Origin of the sequence: Paraflavitalea devenefica (assembly GCF_011759375.1) — a bacterium.
Lineage (GTDB): Bacteria > Bacteroidota > Bacteroidia > Chitinophagales > Chitinophagaceae > Paraflavitalea > Paraflavitalea devenefica.
The window spans coordinates 1,968,133-1,985,882 of sequence record NZ_JAARML010000001.1; the positions used below are offsets into that span (position 1 = coordinate 1,968,133).

Here is a 17,750-nt window from a genome sequence, read left to right on the forward strand (position 1 = left end):
GGGTTGCGTTTTAGTGGGAGCAAAAAAACGCAAAATTTTGGTTGTAGCAATAATAAAATGGCCATCCTGTTAAGAATGGCCATTGGGTATCTGATACACGTTATGCTTTTAAAGAAAACTATCTGCTCAATAACATCCTGTGCAGCTTTGTTTCCTTACCGGTGGTAAGCTTCAACATATAAATACCCGGCGCCAGATCGGGTGTTTGAAGGTCTACCTGGTGTTTACCGGCTGCCAGCTCTTTATTTAAAACCTGCCTGACCAGTTGTCCCTGCAGGTTGTACAACTGAACATTGGTCAGGGATTTTTCCGGTAGGGTAAAGCTCACCGTCGTAACAGTGGAAAATGGATCAGGATAATTCTTTACAATGATCGAAGGTTCCTCTGTACTGAGGGCAGGCTTGCCTGGCTGTTGCCCCACCCTGGCCGGATAAGAAGACGTGTTGGCTACCTTGGGCGCGGTATAAGTAACTTTTACATACACATTTTGAGCTGGATTGGCCGCAGATGTATTTTTTACCTTCACCGCATACAATCCAGTAGAAGAAGGGGTATAGGTGAGTGTAAGGTTGCCGGTACCACTCACCGTTTGCACGATCGTATTGCTGCTGTTGTACAAATTCAGGGTGAGATTTTGAGCGGTATTGGCAGGATATAAATTGACGGTAATGGTTTTGCCGGTCTCATCAAATACTTTTCCTACAGTACGTAAGGTGGTGGAACTGGCGGGCAAAGCGCCTCCCTGTTGCAGGGAACTGGCATGTGAATCGCCCAGGTCATTGGCCATTTCCCATTCCTGGGTAGTGCTGCGCTGGGTGGGATTAAAGCCGCCGGTTACACCTGCCGGTCCCCAGATGCAATAACCACGGCGTACATTACTGCCATCGCAAGGTGGTACATAAATCGTAACGCGCCCATTGGCATCTGTCCAGATATCACTGCTGTTGGCGCCGGAATAATCATGCAGTTGCACATTGGGACCAAAGTCTGTTTGTATATTGGCATTCTGCCAGGTATTCCAGTTGTCATTCACGCCTATAATAGCATAACTGTTTTCCGGTCCGCTTTTATAACCGCGCTCAATGATCAACAGATCCGAAGCCTGCCAACGTACTTTGTAGGAGCCTTTCTTAAAATTCAGCTTTTGATGGCACCAGATAATATTGGCTATTTCATCACGTACTGGCAGGTTGGTAGTACTGGTAGGTAAGTGAGAATATCTTTTACCGGTACTGCCAATATTGAACAGGTCTTCAAAGAATACCTGTGGTGAACCATCTACTGCAAAGGTGATGGCATAGGCCGCGGCCAGCCTGGCATCGAAGGGGTCTATATGACCACCTCCCAGTTCATTGCCGGCATCCCATCCGGTATAATTACCGGTGGAATCTTTAATGGGCCGGAAGGTATCATGGTTATTGACAAACGGTACGGTGCGATAACGATTGGTTTGCTGACTGCCGGGAATATTGGCCAGGTTATAACTACCGCCTGCACTTACCATATCTTTAACGGCCTGGCGCAAACTAAAATCAAATGTACCGGTCATATCTTCTGTACCGCCATTACTCGTTTTCACATTATTGATCCAGGTATCCAGGTCGCTGGCGCTGCCTACGTATTCACCTACGGCAAACATATTGGCGCCACCATTGGCCCAGCCCGCACTGTACTTTACATTCCACAGGAAATCCTGCAGGGCCCAGTGCGGAAAATGTTTTACTGCATCAAAGCGAAAGCCATCTACCCCTGTTTGTTTCTTCATCCATACGAACCAGTTGCGGGTTTGGGTGCGCATATAATCCGTTGTCTGAACAGGATTATAGGTGGCATTGGAGCTTTGACCATAAGCGCCGGAATAATAACAAATATCAGGGCCAAAGAAAGCAGCGCACCAGTCACCGCTATTACAGTTGTGATCGCTGTTGGCGTGGAAGTTTTGCCAGTTCTTGGGCCAGCGTCCGGAACGGGCCAGGTATTCGGCTGATAATTCCGTAGTAACCGGCGTAGACCAGGAGGCATACCGGAAATTCTTATACAGGTTGCCATCATTATTGGCGCTTGCTGATGGGTCCTGTCCACCTGCGCCGGTGGAAGAGCCGGCATTGTCCATGTGATTAAACACTACATCCTGGATGGCATCCATGCCATTGGCGTGTAATACGGCGATCATGCGCAGCAATTCATTCTTATTGCCCAGCCGGGTTTTCAGGTTTCCTTTCTGGTATTTATCACCCAGGTCGTACTGGTCAAAGGGCGAATAGCCATTGCTATTAGTCCCTGCATTTTTAATGGAAGGGGGTATCCATACGCCGTCAATACCGATATCCCTGAGGCGCGGGGATAGATCAGCCAGGTAATTGGACCAGCCTTCGGGGTAATTGGTATTCCAGTAATCCCACCAGAAGCCCTGGAAAATCACTTTCCCGTTCCAGGGATTTTGGGCTTGTACAGTAAAGAAGCAGGTGGAAAAAAAATAAAGGAGGACGCTAAAGCACGTCTTGCGAACAAGGTGTTTCATACAGCAATCAGTTTGGTGAGGAAATAAGGTAAATAGTAATGTGTAAAAATTACACATTATATAAAACATGAACAAATTATTTTGCCTTACTATTTCTCAGCGGCAGGGAATACGAGAGGATCAGGTCTGGAAAGGATGTAGAAGAGAGCAGGACACCTTATAGATAATCAAGGGATTATAATAGGATACAGCATAGATGCAGCATATATACAGCATACATCCAGCATAGATACAGGTTCCTTATATAGATATGCTGCATCTATGCTGTATGATAATTTAAAGGAAGCAGGAAAAAAGGTTAAACCTATAATAATGCTTTTACATCCCTAATCTGAGGTACCCAGCAACCTCTTAGTATCTATTCCCGGAAGCTCGGTGTTCCGTATCTTTGCGCCATGGAAAAAATGCTTAAAGAACTGTTTGCCAATCAACAGTACGACGAAAAGAACTTCTTCCTGATAGCCGGGCCCTGTGTGGTGGAGAGTGAGGAGTTGCTGATGGAAGTGGCTGATAAAGTGAGCGGTATCTGCAAAAACCTGGGTATTCCGTACGTATTTAAGTCCTCTTACCGGAAGGCCAACCGCACCAGCGCTTCTTCTTTTACCGGCCTGGGCGATGAAACAGCCCTCCAATTACTGAAAAAAACGGGCGAAAAGTACAAGCTGCCGGTAACTTCCGATGTACATGCGCATGATGAAACCGCTCTGGCGGCCAAATACATTGATATTCTCCAGATCCCAGCCTTCCTTTGCCGGCAGACCGACCTGCTGGTGGCTGCCGCCGAAACAGGCAAAATTGTGAATGTGAAGAAAGGCCAGTTTGTAAGTGGACCCTCTATGAAATTTGCGGCCGAAAAGATCCGGAAAGCCGGTAATGATAAAGTGATCCTTACCGAGCGGGGTAATACCTTTGGCTACCAGGATCTGGTAGTAGATTACCGCAATATTCCCTGGATGAAAGAACATGGTACGCCGGTGGTAATGGACTGTACCCATAGCCTGCAGCAACCCAACCAAACCTCGGGCGTAACAGGTGGCAACCCCCAACTGATCGGCACTATTGCCAAAGCGGCGATTGCCAGCGGTGCGGATGGCTTATTTATAGAAACACATCCTAATCCTGCCGTGGCTAAAAGTGATGGCGCCAACATGCTTAAACTGGATTTGCTGGAAGGACTGCTGCAGCAACTGGTGAAACTGCGCAAGGCAGTAGTTTAAATCGTTTCAGGTGTAAATCATATAACAAAAGCTATTCTTGATGGAGTAGCTTTTGTTTTGTGTGACCGTATTATAGCACTTAAAAATTTTCAGGAGTAAAAAAGCTTCCGGAACGGAAGCTTTTAAATACGTTTTCAAAGGTGAACCCGTGGTTTCATCTAATAGGTGTAACAGACCAGCGGTGGTTTTTCATAGTCGTCAGGATCAAAAACGGGACTTCAGCTCAAATCCTTTCAGTGGTAGTTCCAGATGCAAAACTATACCCCAAACATGGGTTTGTCTACCTGTAGTAGGTATAATACTACCCATAAAGTCTTTAAACAATCGTTTGCGTGGCTATTTAAGAAACCCTTCACAGATCTATTGGTTCAAACGAGTAGGTTAAAAAGGGTGGAATTACAATAAAATTGCCCGTTTATGACAAAAGCTGGCTGGGCAGCACACCAAACTCTTTTTTAAAGGCAATGGTAAAGTTGCTGAGGTTGGCGTAACCCAGTTCCATGGCTACTTCTTTGACTGAATATTTACGGGTAAGCAACTTATCCTGAGCTGCTTGCATACGGGCTTTTTGGTAGTATTCATAGATGGGATAGCCATACATAGTCTTAAAATCCTTCTTCAGCTTTGATTCGCTGATGGAAACCATTTTGGCCAGTTGTTGTATAGAAGGAGCCTGCTGAAAAATGTCCTTGGTAAGGATATTCTCTATCTGCATTACCCGGTTAATATCTTCCGGTGATAAAGGTACCCGGAAGGTGGGGTTCTTCATTTTATCATACAGGTGGGTAAAAAAACGTTCGATCATCAGCATGATCCGGTTTTGGATGATAGTTAAACGCAGGGGGTTGTGTTCATCCACTTCCATAATAGTACGCATCCATTGCCGGTATTTACTATCCAGTGGCTCAATGTTCAGGTTTTCTGCTTTCAGGGAAATATAGGTGGATAGCACATCTTCTACCGTATTGATATCAAGGTACCTGGCCAGCCATTGTTTATTAAACAGGATGCCAATCGAACTATAATGCCCGCCCTGTGTGCCGAGGTACGACCAATCGAAGAGGGAACTGGTGAGATAGGCAATGGACTTGCTGGTATTTTTTTCTTTTACCTTTTCTTCATCAATCGTCACTATGAGGGTGCCGGGTATGGTAAGTTCATCAAAACGCAGGGTGTAAAATTCCTCTGTTGTATTGCGCTTCCGGTGTATGAACCAGTCCTGGTTGAAGGTGCAGTTGGTAATACAGGCATGCAGGCCGCTGGGCAATGGCAGGAAAAGAAAACTGCCATTAGCCACCGAAGCAGGAAATATTACCTGGTTATTATGCACTGGCATTTCAAGCTGCGCGGCCAGCTTGAGCAACAGTTGCTCATAATCAGATGTAGTATAGTCAAACTGAAACAAAATGCCAGCCTTTACAGGTTATAAATGCAATACCTATCGGACCACAGGATGATCTGTTTCGTTGCTTTGGATAACGGGGGGGTTAGTGTTACTGGTATTTCAATGGATTACGGCGTACGGATAAAATGTACCGCTTAATATTCATCCAGAATGCAAGAACAAAATAAACAATGAGAGGTGACCCCATGGTGAGGAAAGAAATGTATACAAACCAGGTACGAATGCGTGAGGTGGCAATGCCCATTCTTTCACCTATTGCGGTACACACACCATAAGCCTGCCATTCAATAAAAAATCTCAGACGATTCATGATACTAATTTAATACATTTTAAGTCACCATGCTAACACCTGTTTATACCAATAAATTATTTTTTAGGTAAATTTGCACCGATTTTATGCGAGTGGCGCGTTTATGAGGGCTTTGGCGGTATTTGATTAAGGGTGGGCGATCGTATAATTAAAATATAAAATATTTAACATGGTTTTTGATCTGGATTTAATTAAAAAGCTCTATGCGGCCATGCCTGCACATATTGCAGAAGCCCGTAGGCTGGTTGGCAAGCCATTGACTTTAGCAGAAAAAATATTGTATTCCCACCTGTTTGTTCCTGCAGGCAGGGCTTATGAGCGGGGCAAGGACTATGTGGATTTTGCACCAGACCGTGTGGCAATGCAGGATGCCACGGCCCAGATGGCCTTGCTGCAGTTCAGCACCTGCGGCCGTTCTAAAGTAGCCGTTCCTTCTACCGTACACTGCGATCACCTGATCCAGGCTAAAACAGGCGCCACCGAAGACCTGAAAACAGCCCTGGATGTTAATAAAGAAGTATATGACTTTTTAGCTTCTATTTCCAATAAATATGGCATCGGTTTCTGGAAACCAGGCGCCGGTATCATTCACCAGGTAGTACTGGAAAATTATGCTTTCCCCGGCGGTATGATGATCGGTACCGACTCCCACACCCCCAATGCGGGCGGTTTGGGCATGGTGGCCATCGGTGTTGGTGGCGCAGATGCAGTGGATGTAATGGCCGGGCTGGCCTGGGAATTGAAAATGCCCAAGCTGATCGGTGTAAAACTGACCGGTAAGCTCAGCGGCTGGGCTTCTGCCAAAGACGTGATCCTGAAAGTGGCTGGTATTCTTACCGTAAAAGGTGGTACCGGCGCTATTGTAGAATATTTTGGTGAAGGCGCCGATAGCCTCAGCGCTACCGGCAAAGGCACCATCTGTAACATGGGTGCTGAAATTGGCGCTACCTGCTCTGTATTCGCCTACGATAAAAAGATGGCCGAATACCTGAAGGCTACCGGCCGCGAAGAAGTGGCTGTGCTGGCCGATGGTATCCGAGAACACCTGCGCCCTGATGAAGAGGTATATGCAGATCCTGCAAAATACTATGACCAGTTAATTGAGCTCAACCTGAATGAGCTGGAACCCCATGTGAATGGTCCTTTCACACCCGACCTCGCATGGCCCATCAGCAAATTTGCTGAAGCGGTAAAAGCCAACAACTGGCCCGAAAAGCTGGAAGTAGCCCTCATCGGTTCCTGCACCAACTCTTCTTATGAAGATATCAGCCGTTCTGCCTCCCTGGCAAAACAGGCCATCGATAAAAAATTAAAGACCAAAGCTGAGTTTACCATTACACCGGGTTCTGAAGTAGTTCGCTTCACCATTGAAAAAGATGGTTTCCTGAAGACCTTTGATCAGATCGGTGGTGTGGTACTGGCCAATGCCTGTGGTCCCTGTATCGGTCAGTGGGCCCGTCACATAGACGATCCCAACCGCAAGAACTCTATCATTACTTCTTTCAACCGCAACTTCGCAAAACGTAATGATGGCTTTGCATCTACACACGCTTTTGTAGCTTCTCCCGAGCTGGTAACTGCTTTTGCGATTGCCGGTAACCTTACTTTCAATCCGCTGAAAGATAAACTGAAGAATGAAGAAGGCAAGGAAGTAATGCTGGATGAACCTACCGGTGTGGAACTGCCGCCGAAAGGATTCTCCGTAGATGATCCGGGTTACCAGGCGCCTGCTGCTGATGGTAGCGGTGTACAGGTAATTGTAAAGCCCGACTCCCAGCGCCTGCAACTGCTGGAAGCTTTCACTCCCTGGGAAGGTACTGACCTGAAAGGGCTGAAGCTGTTGATCAAGGCCAAAGGAAAATGTACTACCGACCATATCTCTATGGCTGGCCCCTGGTTAAAATTCCGTGGCCACCTGGATAATATCAGCAACAATATGCTGATCGGCGCGGTGAACTTCTTCAATGAGAAGACTGACTCTGTAAAGAATCAACTGAGTGGTGAATACGGCGCTGTACCAGCTACGCAACGTGCTTATAAAGCTGCCGCTATTGGCACCGTAGTGGTAGGTGATGAGAACTATGGTGAAGGCAGCAGCCGTGAGCATGCGGCTATGGAACCCCGCCACCTGGGTGTGCGCGCCATCGTTGTACGGAGCTTTGCCCGTATACACGAAACCAACCTGAAGAAACAGGGTATGCTGGCGCTCACTTTTGCCAATAAGGAAGATTACGATAAGATACAGGAAGATGATACTTTCGATATCCTGGGCCTTACCTCCTTTACGCCTGGTACGCCGCTTACCCTGGTGGCCAACCATGCCGACGGATCAAAGGATTCTATCGTACTGAACCATACCTACAATGCACAACAAATTGAATGGTTCAAAGCAGGTGGTGCGCTAAACGTGATCCGCCGCCAGTTTGCAGGGAACTAAAATATTTGGAAATAACTAAATAATTTAGTATTTTTGTGGTCTGATACAAGAAAAGCGAAACACTATAGTAGTGTTTCGCTTTTTAATTATATTTAATTAATGTAATATACTATGGAAACGCTTGTCATTAAAAACTTTGGCCCTGTTAAAGATGCAGAAATAGCCCTGAAGAAGGTGAATATATTCATTGGCCCGCAAGGAAGCGGGAAGAGTATTATTACCAAGGTGATGAGTGGGGCAGTGAGTTATACAAACAATCAGCGTGCCGGATCAACTGACCGGAACCAGAAGGAAAAGTTTCTGGAAGAGCTGAATCTTTTCAATTGTTTGGAAGCTGATACCAGCATTTTTATCAGGAGCAGCGAAGGAATCGAAATGCTTATTGACGGAAACGAATATACCAGTTTGGCTGCCGAGCCTTCCCCATCCTATTATGGCCTGCCTGCCACGCTTTATGTACCTGCCGAAAGAACAGTAATCCCCCTGATTGCAGGTTCATCATTTTTTTTCTCAAAAGAAAAGACGCCCCTATCCAGACATATTGCTGATTTTGGCCTGCTTTTTCAAAACGCAAGAACGGAAGTCAAATCTCAAACGTTTGAGTTTTTGGATGGAATAACCTATCATTTCAGGGATGGAGCAGACGTACTGGAATTAAAGAATGGAAAGACAATCAGGCTACAGGAAAGTTCCAGCGGACTGAAGGCCATTGTGCCTTTGTTGATTGTATTAAGCTGGTTGACTTCCAGGATAAAAAGCAGGGCAGGAAATAAAACTATTTATCTCTCCATTGAAGAACCGGAGCTATCACTTTTTCCTTTTACCCAGAATGAACTGCTAAAGTTTATTTTTGAAAAGATTGCTCCCTTAAATTATCATCTTACGATAACTACTCATAGCCCTTATACACTTACTGCTATTAATAATTTTATTTACGCTTATCAGGTTGGGAATAAGGATAAGTCTGTTCAGGAAATTGTTCCTGAAAAATTGTGGCTGAATCCTGATGATGTGGGAGCATGGTTTGTAGAAGAAGGGAAGGTGAGGTCGATAATTGATGATGAAACTAAGCAGATTAAAGCAGAAGAGATAGATAGAATTTCTGAGGTGCTGAATGAAGAGTATGACAGGATTGCGGATATTAAATTTAAGTAGGAAGTATTGTTATGTCATTAAGTACAGACTGCATTCAATATTCAGGAACCAAGAAGGACTGTCCTGTTTCAGAGAAAGGAAAGACTTACAGAATTATTAACAGTTCTAATGCTGTACTGACTGTATATGCAGTGGATCCATGCCTCATTCCGGATAGGCAACAGAAAAAATGCGATTATCTTATTGTGGCGCATTGCCAGGATACCATGAAGGCATTGTTTATTGAGTTAAAAGGTTCAGATATAACCAGTGCAATACAACAAATTGAAAACTCATTACGAATCCTTGGTAATTCTCTTAAAGACTATCAGGTGTTTGGGAGAATAATTGGCCGGAGAGTAACGCCAAACATCAAATCCCGAAGGTCGGGACTGGAGGAAAAGTTAAGGCAGCATGGCGGTAATTTACAGATTATTTCAGCCGCTGAATTTTCGGAAAAATTATAGCCATTTGTTCATTGCTTCGCTTTGATTTAAAATATTCCTGTTCACTACATTACATCTTCATGGGTAAGGGCACATAAATTGTGTAAATTCATGTATGATGCTATCACGCTTCTCCCGACTCCTTGCCTTGTTGCTTATCATAAGTCAATGCCAGGCACAAAAGACTGCCCGCAGACATGCCAAACAGCCACTGGCCGTACTGGCCTATTATTCCGGCAATGCGTCAGAAATAGATCAATACGATGTACAGAAGCTCACCCATATTATTTATAGCTTTTGTTACCTGCGTGGCAACCAATTGTATGTAGGCAATGCCGAACCGGTTATCCGGAAACTGGTATCCCTGAAAAAGAAGCAACCTTCCCTGAAAGTATTATTGTCGCTGGGTGGCTGGGGTGGTTGTAAAACCTGTTCCGATGTTTTCTCCAGGAAGGGAGCGCGTGACTCCTTCGCCCTGTCGGTAAAGCAATGGACCGATAAGCTGGGAACGGATGGTATTGACCTGGATTGGGAGTATCCCGCTATTGAAGGTCCGCCCGGCCATCCATATAAGGAAGAGGACCGGCCTAATTTTACAGAACTGGTAAAAGCCTTGCGTAAAGTATTGGGCAGTAAGCATGAGATCAGTTTTGCAGCCGGTGCCTTTACCAAATGCCTGGAGGAATCCATTGCCTGGAAAGAGGTGATGCCGGTTGTAGACCGGGTAAATCTTATGACCTATGACCTGGTGAATGGTTATAGTACAACGACAGGGCATCACACCGCTTTGTATTCAACGCCCGAACTGAAAGAATCAACCAATAATGCGGTAACCTATCTTGAATCTTTGGGAATACCACGGAATAAAATGGTAATAGGCGCAGCTTTCTATGCCCGTGTATTTGAAAATGTAGACAGCGTGAATAATGGCTTATACAGACCCACAAAGTTTAAAAGCTTTATTCCTTACAGAATCTTTCCAACAGTACTGGCACAGGCAGATGGATATACCGCCTACCGGGATGATATTGCCAAGGCTCCTTATAGCTATAACCCATCTAAAAAACTTTTTGCTACTTATGATGACAGTCTCTCTGTTGATCTCAAAACAAACTATGCCATAGACAAAGGGCTGAATGGAATTATGTTCTGGGAGCTGACGTTGGATAAACCAAAAGATGGCTTACTGGATGTGATTGATAAAGTGAAAAAGCAGAAAGAAAGTAAATAACCTCTGGATGCCTTAAATTGTGGCGTATGAAGAGAGGCGTCCTGCTTTATATCATATTTGGCAGTTTATATTCCTGCAATTCAGCAGATCCTGCTGTTACCGTAGCTACAGAAAAAAAAGATACGGCTGTTTCCTGCGAATCAAATATGCCCACACGTTTTGGTACAGTTGCTGCCGATACTTCACTGACAATATCGGATAGTATATCGCATGAAGGCATGATATGGATTGCCGGCAACACCTTTGGCATGGGCGCGGCCGACCAGGAGTGCCGTTCCGATGAATATCCCCAGCATACGGTTACTGTGGCAGGCTTCTGGATGGATGCTACCGAAGTGACCAATGCACAATTCCGGAAGTTTACAGCAGCTACCGGATATATTACGACTGCCGAACGGAAACCGGATTGGGAAGAGATTAAAAAGCAATTGCCTGCCGGTACGCCAAAGCCGGCGGACAGTCTGTTGGTGGCCTCATCGCTCGTATTTACACCACCGGCCTACACGGTACCGCTAGATGATGCTTCGCAATGGTGGTCCTGGAAAAAAGGGGCCGACTGGAAGCATCCGCAGGGGCCAGGCAGTGATATAAAAGGAAAAGACAATTACCCCGTAGTACATATTTCCTGGTATGATGCCGCCGCTTACGCGAAATGGGCGGGTAAGCGCCTGCCCACAGAAGCAGAATGGGAATATGCCGCCAGGGGAGGACTGCAGAATGCCCGCTATCCCTGGGGCGCTGAAGAAATAGAAACCGGTAAACCCAAGGCCAATACCTGGCAGGGTAGTTTTCCGGATAAAAATACCGGCTGGGACCATTTTAAGGCCCTGGCGCCTGTTAAGTCCTTTACGCCTAATAAATATGGATTGTATGATATGGCCGGCAATGTATGGGAATGGTGCAGTGACTGGTATGATGCAAACTGGTATGCATCCCTGAAAAATAGCAATACAGTCAACCCGGCAGGACCTGCCCAAAGCAATGACCCCATGGAGCCTACCGTACCCAAGAAAGTAGTGCGGGGCGGATCATTTATGTGCAATGCCTCCTATTGCAAGGGCTACCGCGTTACCACACGCATGAAAACTTCTCCGGATACGGGATTAGAGCATACTGGATTCCGTTGTGTATCATCGAAATAATGCAACCGGGAAGTGTAACTAACATTCATTAGTATTGCTGTTTGTTAAAATCTGTATTAGTCTACCTGAGAGGTAGAAAAAGTTGTCTGTTTCCGCGCCGGGTCTTATCTTTGTTACTGAGTCAACGATTATTTTTCATGCTACACACTATCGCGATGCAATACAATAATTCCCGCTATTATTACAACTGTTGTTGTTGCTGTTGATTCATTCCTCCATCTTACTTGCTTTTTACTTTCTTTTTTAATTACCACTGAATAGTCAATATACATGAATACGTCACTACAAAATTATATCCCCGAATTAACCTACCAGTCGAGTGGACTAACTCTTACGGAGTTCCTGTCCCTGCTGGCAAAGCAGTTTCCGGGTCAGGTGACTTTTTCTACCAGTTTTAGTTTTGAAGACCAGGTCATTGCCCATGAAATATTGAGCAATACACTTCCTATAAGCGTATTCACCCTGGATACCGGAAGGCTTTTTGCAGAGACCTATTCTGTATGGAGCAGTACCAATGCCAAATACCAATCGAATGTAAAAGCCTATTATCCCAATAATACCTTACTGGAAGAGTTTGTGCAGGAGAAAGGCCCCAATGCCTTTTATGAATCTGTAGACAATCGCAAGCAATGCTGCTTTATCCGCAAGGTGGAGCCGCTGAAGCGGGCATTAAAGGGCAATGCGGTTTGGGTAACAGGCTTGCGTGCAGAGCATTCTCCCGACAGGCATAACCTCACTGTCCTGGAATGGGATGAAAGCAACCAGGTGATCAAATACAATCCCCTGTTGCATTGGACCACCGAACAGGTGCGTAAGTATATTGATGACAACAATGTTCCTTACAATCCCCTGCATGATAAAGGATTTGTAAGTATCGGTTGTGCGCCCTGTACAAGGGCCATCAGGCCGGGAGAAGATTTCCGGGCAGGTCGCTGGTGGTGGGAAGATGCTGCCAAAAAGGAATGCGGACTGCATGTGCATTCCTGAGGTGTGGGCAGGGAAACAATGATTAGTAATAAATACTTTTGAAGTAATAAAAATATCGAACGAATGAGTGCTTACAGATTAGATTACCTGGATCAGTTGGAATCGGAAGCGATACACATCTTTCGTGAAGTGGCGGGCCAGTTTGAACGGCCGGCCTTGTTGTTTTCGGGCGGTAAGGATTCTATTACACTTGTTCAACTGGCGTTGAAAGCATTCCGCCCCGGTAAATTCCCTTTCCCGTTGGTGCATATTGATACCGGGCATAATTTCCCGGAAGCATTGGAATACCGCGACCGGCTGGCCGCCACATTGGGTGAAAAGCTGATCGTGCGTAATGTGGGAGATACCATCAAGGCAAAACAACTTACAGAGCCCAAAGGAAAATTCGCCAGCCGCAATGCCCTGCAAACTTATACACTGCTGGATACGATTGAAGAGTTTAAGTTTGACGCCTGCATAGGCGGCGCCCGCCGGGATGAAGAAAAGGCCAGGGCCAAGGAAAGGATCTTTTCTGTACGGGATGAATTTGGTCAATGGGACCCCAAGCTGCAACGCCCCGAATTGTGGAATACCTACAACGGTAAGATCCATAAAGGAGAGAATGTACGGGTGTTCCCCATCAGCAACTGGACAGAGCTGGACGTATGGAATTATATCCGCCGCGAGAAAATAGAACTGCCTTCTATTTATTTCTCCCATGACCGGGAAGTGATAGAACATGAAGGGCAACTGGTGGCTGTTTCTGAATTTATTCAACTGGAGCCTTCCGATAAAGTGATCACCAAGAAGGTGCGTTACCGTACCGTAGGGGATATGACCTGTACGGCGGCAGTAGAATCAGGTGCTTCCACGATTGATGATATTATTACAGAGATCACTGCTACCAAGACCAGCGAAAGAGGCGAAACGCGTATTGATGATAAGGTGTCGGAAGCAGCGATGGAAGACAGGAAGAAGAACGGATATTTCTAAATCAATTTAAAAAAATTATAAGCATACAATATGGACTTACTTCGTTTCATAACTGCCGGTAGCGTGGATGATGGCAAAAGCACCTTGATTGGCCGGTTGCTGTATGATAGTAAGAGTATCATGATTGATCAACTGGAAGCGATTGAGCGGCAGAGCAAGAATAAGGAAGACGGGGAGATTGACCTGGCTTTACTGACTGATGGCCTGCGTGCAGAGCGGGAACAGGGTATTACGATTGATGTAGCTTACAAATATTTTTCTACGCCTAAGCGTAAGTTCATTATTGCCGATGCACCGGGGCATATTCAATATACCCGCAATATGGTGACCGGCGCTTCCAATGCCGACCTGGCGATTATCCTGATTGATGCCCGCAATGGGGTAGCGGAACAAACCCGCCGCCATTCGATCATCGCTTCTTTATTGAATATTCCCCATGTAGTAGTAGCCATTAATAAGATGGACCTGGTGAATTTCTCCCAGGATATCTACAACAATATTGTAATAGACTATGCAAAAGTAGCCCAGTCGCTGGGCCTGAAGCAGGTAACCTATATTCCCATCAGTGCTTTACAGGGGGATAACATTGTAGAGAAGTCGGAGAAGCTGCGCTGGTATGAAGGACCATCCCTGCTGCATTTCCTGGAAGAAGTAGAAGTACAGGATACCATTAACCTGACCGATGCCCGTTTCCCGGTGCAGTATGTGATCCGCCCCCAGACAGAAGAGTTGCACGATTACCGGGGTTATGCCGGGAAAGTCATCAGCGGGGTTTACAAAGTAGGTGATGCAGTGACTATACAGCCTGCCGGTATTCAAAGTAAGATCAAAGCCATCGAGATTGGTGGCGCACCCGTATTGGAAGCATTTGCCCCGCAAAGCGCGATCCTGCACCTGGAAGATAATATTGATATCAGCCGTGGTGATGTGATCGTCAATACCGCACAGCCGGTGAAGACCGCACAGGAACTGGAAGTGTTGTTGTGCTGGATGGACAATAAGCCATTGATCCCCGGCAATAAGTACCTGTTGCAGATCAATAGCCGGTCGGTGCGTGCCGTAGTACGGAATATTGAATACAAGCTGGATGTGAATACGCTCGAAAAGAATGAAGCACCTCAGCAGGCAGTACTGAATGATGTCATTAAAGCCACTATAAAAACGGCTTCACCCATTCCCTATGACTCTTACCAGGAGTTAAGGGCCAATGGCGGCGCTATCTTAATTGATGAAACAAGTCATGTTACGGTAGGTGCTTGTATGATCCAGTAGAAGTAGTTTATGTCAGGGGTGACATCCTGAGGGATAGTAATACTTAATTTTTTTACCCTTTTAATCTACTAAAAAAGTAGACATAATGAGCAGGAAGCAAACAGGCAAAGTGATTCTGGCGGGCGCTGGCCCGGGTGATCCCGAGCTGCTGACCATTAAGGTGGCCCGGTACCTGCAACAGGCCGATGTGGTATTGACCGACCGCCTGGTAAGTGAAGATATCCTGAAGACGTATGTACGTCCGGAAGCTGAACTAGTATATGTAGGCAAGCAATGCCGCCGGGGCGCTTCCACACCGCAGGAAACCATCAATGAACTGCTGGTGGAGTATGCTGCAAAGGGTAAACTGGTGGTAAGATTGAAAGGTGGTGATGTCTCTATCTTCTCTAATATCCTGGATGAATTGGAGGTACTGGCTGAGCATGCGATACCTTATGAAATTGTGCCGGGTGTGACGGCTGCCCTGGGTGCTGCTGCTTATGCCGGCATTCCGCTCACTGCCCGGACTTATACCACTGCGGTACGCTTTCTCACTTACTACAAATCGGATGTGGTAACGGACAATTACTGGAAAGAACTGGCTGCCACCAATGATACATTGGTATTCTACATGTCGTCTGAAACGCTGGACGGTGTAGTAGCCAACCTGACAAAGCATACTATAAGCGCTGATAAGTTGCTGGCGGTGGTAGAACAGGCTACTACACCCCTGCAAAATGTACACGTGACGAATATCTATGAATACGACCAACAACTGAAAGGCAAAAAGTTCATATCGCCTTCCCTGGTGATCATTGGCAAGGTAGTAGCGCTGCATGAGCAGTTCCGCTGGCTGGCCAACAGCAATAGCCGGGAAGATTATTTCAAACCTGTAGCCAAATTGTTTACAACCATAACCGACCATACTGAAAAAGTAAAAGACCATGTTAGTAGAGCCTAAATTGAAGATGTTGCTTGATCTGGTTCATTCATCCTCCAAAGAAGAGTTGATCTGGATGAATGGGTACCTGGCTGGCCTGCTGGCACAAAATCAGCCGGTACAGGCACTTCAGCAAGCGCCTGCAGCAGCGGCTGAAGTAAAAGCTGCCGTACCTGCTGTACAGAAGATTACTATTGCCTATGGTACCGAAACCGGTAATTCCAAGAAGCTGGCTGCCGATTTCGCTTCCCAGGCAAAGAAGAGCGGTATCAATGCAAAGCTTGTAAGCCTTGATCAGTACAGGCTCAATGATCTTTCCAAAGAAGAATACTTCTTTACCATTATCAGTACACAGGGTGAGGGCGAGCCACCTGCCACCGCTAAGAAGTTTTATGACCATATCCACCAGAATGGTTTTAAGCTGAACCAGTTGAAGTTTGGCGTACTGGCGCTGGGCGATACTTCCTATCCTTTATTTTGTAAAGCAGGGGAAGATGTAGATGCACAATTACAGCGCCTGGGCGGCCAGCGCATCGCGTCCCTACAACGTTGTGATACCGATTACCAGGCTGAGGCTTCCGGCTGGTTCTCCAATGTATTGAAGCAGTTGACTACTGCAGGCAGCAGCGCTCCTGCGGCAACAGCCGGTACGCCGGTTGCCAAAAAAGCCACGGGCAAAAAAATATACAAGGGCAGTGTTTTAACCAAGGTGAACCTGAATGATCGCGGTTCCTCCAAGGAGACTTATCATATTGAGATCGGCGTAGAAGATGAAATAGATTATGCCCCGGGCGATGCTATCGGTATTGTACCAGAGAATTCAAAAACGGTAGTGAATACCATCCTGGCGCTGGGTTTCAGCAATAATGGTACGCCTGTCACTTTCCGCAATGAGGAGGATTCCATTTATAATCATTTAAAGAAACGCATTAATGTTACCTGGCTGCCTGAACGGGTGGTAAAGCAATATGCGGCCATTGTAAAACAGGATATTCCCGAAACAAAGATCGGACTGGTAGACCTGATGAAGATCTATCCGGTAAAAGATGTACAGCAGTTCCATGAGGTGATTGCTATCCTGGAGCCTATTACTCCACGGCTGTATTCCATCTCTTCTTCTCCGGCAGCACACAGCGGGGAAGTACATATTACCGTGGCCAGGGATACTTTTTATATTAACCAGGAACTCAAATACGGGCTCTGCTCCGATTTCCTGTCCCAGCACCTGACTCCCGACAGTGAGCTTGAATTCTATATACACAAGAACCATCAATTCCGTTTACCCGAAGCTGATAAGGATGTGATCATGATAGGCCCGGGAACAGGGGTTGCACCTTTCCGCTCTTTCCTGGCCGAGCGTGATGCTGCCGGAGCGGGAGGCCGTAACTGGTTGTTCTTTGGTGACCAGCATTTTGTAACAGATTTCCTGTATCAGACAGAGATACAGAACTGGCTGCAAACGGGTGCTCTGACAAAGATAAGTCTTGCTTTTTCCCGTGATAAAGCCTATAAAGTATACGTACAACACCGTATACTGGAACAGGCTGTTGAGTTGTGGAATTGGATCAGCAGCGGAGCTTATATCTATATATGCGGGGCTAAGAACCCGATGGCGATAGATGTGGAGTATGCCGTGTTGCAGGTAATTGAGCGTTGCGGCGGCAAAACCGGAGTAGAGGCTATACAATACCTCGATGAATTAAAAGAAGCGGGAAGGTTTTTAAAGGACGTTTATTAGAGCCGGGAGTAAGGGTTAT

Annotated in this window: 14 protein-coding genes; 11 read left to right on the plus strand and 3 right to left on the minus strand. The window is 46.1% G+C overall.

Annotated features, from left to right (window positions below; genetic code table 11):
• Positions 1 to 118 precede the first annotated feature (118 nt).
• Positions 119 to 2,521, minus strand: a complete 2,403-nt coding sequence (locus HB364_RS08080; protein WP_167287355.1) for an alpha-amylase domain-containing protein — start codon at positions 2,519 to 2,521, stop codon at positions 119 to 121.
• Between the two features lie 395 nt (positions 2,522 to 2,916).
• Between HB364_RS08080 and kdsA the strand changes: the two genes are divergently transcribed.
• A complete protein-coding gene (kdsA, locus tag HB364_RS08085; RefSeq protein ID WP_208419872.1) occupies positions 2,917 to 3,738 on the plus strand; it encodes a 3-deoxy-8-phosphooctulonate synthase in 822 nt (273 codons plus the stop codon).
• Between the two features lie 415 nt (positions 3,739 to 4,153).
• Here the strand turns inward: kdsA and HB364_RS08090 are convergent, their stop codons facing one another.
• Both HB364_RS08090 and HB364_RS08095 read right to left on the minus strand, forming a co-directional pair.
• Complete coding sequence (locus tag HB364_RS08090; RefSeq protein ID WP_167287356.1) at positions 4,154 to 5,143, minus strand: helix-turn-helix domain-containing protein; 990 nt, start codon at positions 5,141 to 5,143, stop codon at positions 4,154 to 4,156.
• Between the two features lie 88 nt (positions 5,144 to 5,231).
• Complete coding sequence (locus tag HB364_RS08095) at positions 5,232 to 5,453, minus strand: PspC domain-containing protein (protein ID WP_119052007.1); 222 nt, start codon at positions 5,451 to 5,453, stop codon at positions 5,232 to 5,234.
• Between the two features lie 169 nt (positions 5,454 to 5,622).
• Between HB364_RS08095 and HB364_RS08100 the strand changes: the two genes are divergently transcribed.
• From HB364_RS08100 to HB364_RS08145, 10 genes are all read left to right on the plus strand, one after another.
• On the plus strand, positions 5,623 to 7,890 hold the full coding sequence (locus tag HB364_RS08100; RefSeq protein WP_167287358.1) for an aconitate hydratase: 2,268 nt from the start codon (positions 5,623 to 5,625) through the stop codon (positions 7,888 to 7,890).
• 111 nt (positions 7,891 to 8,001) lie between these two features.
• Positions 8,002 to 9,045, plus strand: a complete 1,044-nt coding sequence (locus tag HB364_RS08105; protein WP_167287360.1) for an AAA family ATPase — start codon at positions 8,002 to 8,004, stop codon at positions 9,043 to 9,045.
• An 11-nt stretch (positions 9,046 to 9,056) separates the two neighbouring features.
• Positions 9,057 to 9,491, plus strand: coding sequence for a hypothetical protein (locus tag HB364_RS08110; protein WP_167287361.1), 435 nt, complete (start codon positions 9,057 to 9,059; stop codon positions 9,489 to 9,491).
• A gap of 94 nt (positions 9,492 to 9,585) precedes the next feature.
• On the plus strand, positions 9,586 to 10,701 hold the full coding sequence (locus HB364_RS08115; protein WP_208419873.1) for a glycoside hydrolase family 18 protein: 1,116 nt from the start codon (positions 9,586 to 9,588) through the stop codon (positions 10,699 to 10,701).
• Between the two features lie 26 nt (positions 10,702 to 10,727).
• Positions 10,728 to 11,843, plus strand: coding sequence for a formylglycine-generating enzyme family protein (locus HB364_RS08120; protein ID WP_167287363.1), 1,116 nt, complete (start codon positions 10,728 to 10,730; stop codon positions 11,841 to 11,843).
• A 270-nt stretch (positions 11,844 to 12,113) separates the two neighbouring features.
• On the plus strand, positions 12,114 to 12,830 hold the full coding sequence (locus HB364_RS08125) for a phosphoadenylyl-sulfate reductase (RefSeq protein WP_167287365.1): 717 nt from the start codon (positions 12,114 to 12,116) through the stop codon (positions 12,828 to 12,830).
• Between the two features lie 63 nt (positions 12,831 to 12,893).
• Positions 12,894 to 13,802, plus strand: coding sequence for a sulfate adenylyltransferase subunit CysD (gene cysD / locus HB364_RS08130; protein WP_167287367.1), 909 nt, complete (start codon positions 12,894 to 12,896; stop codon positions 13,800 to 13,802).
• A 30-nt stretch (positions 13,803 to 13,832) separates the two neighbouring features.
• Entirely contained in the window at positions 13,833 to 15,074 is a 1,242-nt protein-coding gene (locus HB364_RS08135) for a sulfate adenylyltransferase subunit 1 (RefSeq protein ID WP_167287369.1), read from the plus strand.
• Between the two features lie 85 nt (positions 15,075 to 15,159).
• Complete coding sequence (gene cobA / locus HB364_RS08140) at positions 15,160 to 16,014, plus strand: uroporphyrinogen-III C-methyltransferase (protein WP_208419874.1); 855 nt, start codon at positions 15,160 to 15,162, stop codon at positions 16,012 to 16,014.
• Positions 15,998 to 17,731 (plus strand): diflavin oxidoreductase, encoded by a 1,734-nt coding sequence (locus tag HB364_RS08145; protein ID WP_167287370.1) that lies wholly within the window; start codon positions 15,998 to 16,000, stop codon positions 17,729 to 17,731. The genes cobA and HB364_RS08145 overlap by 17 nt, the downstream gene beginning before the upstream one ends.
• Positions 17,732 to 17,750: the final 19 nt, after the last annotated feature.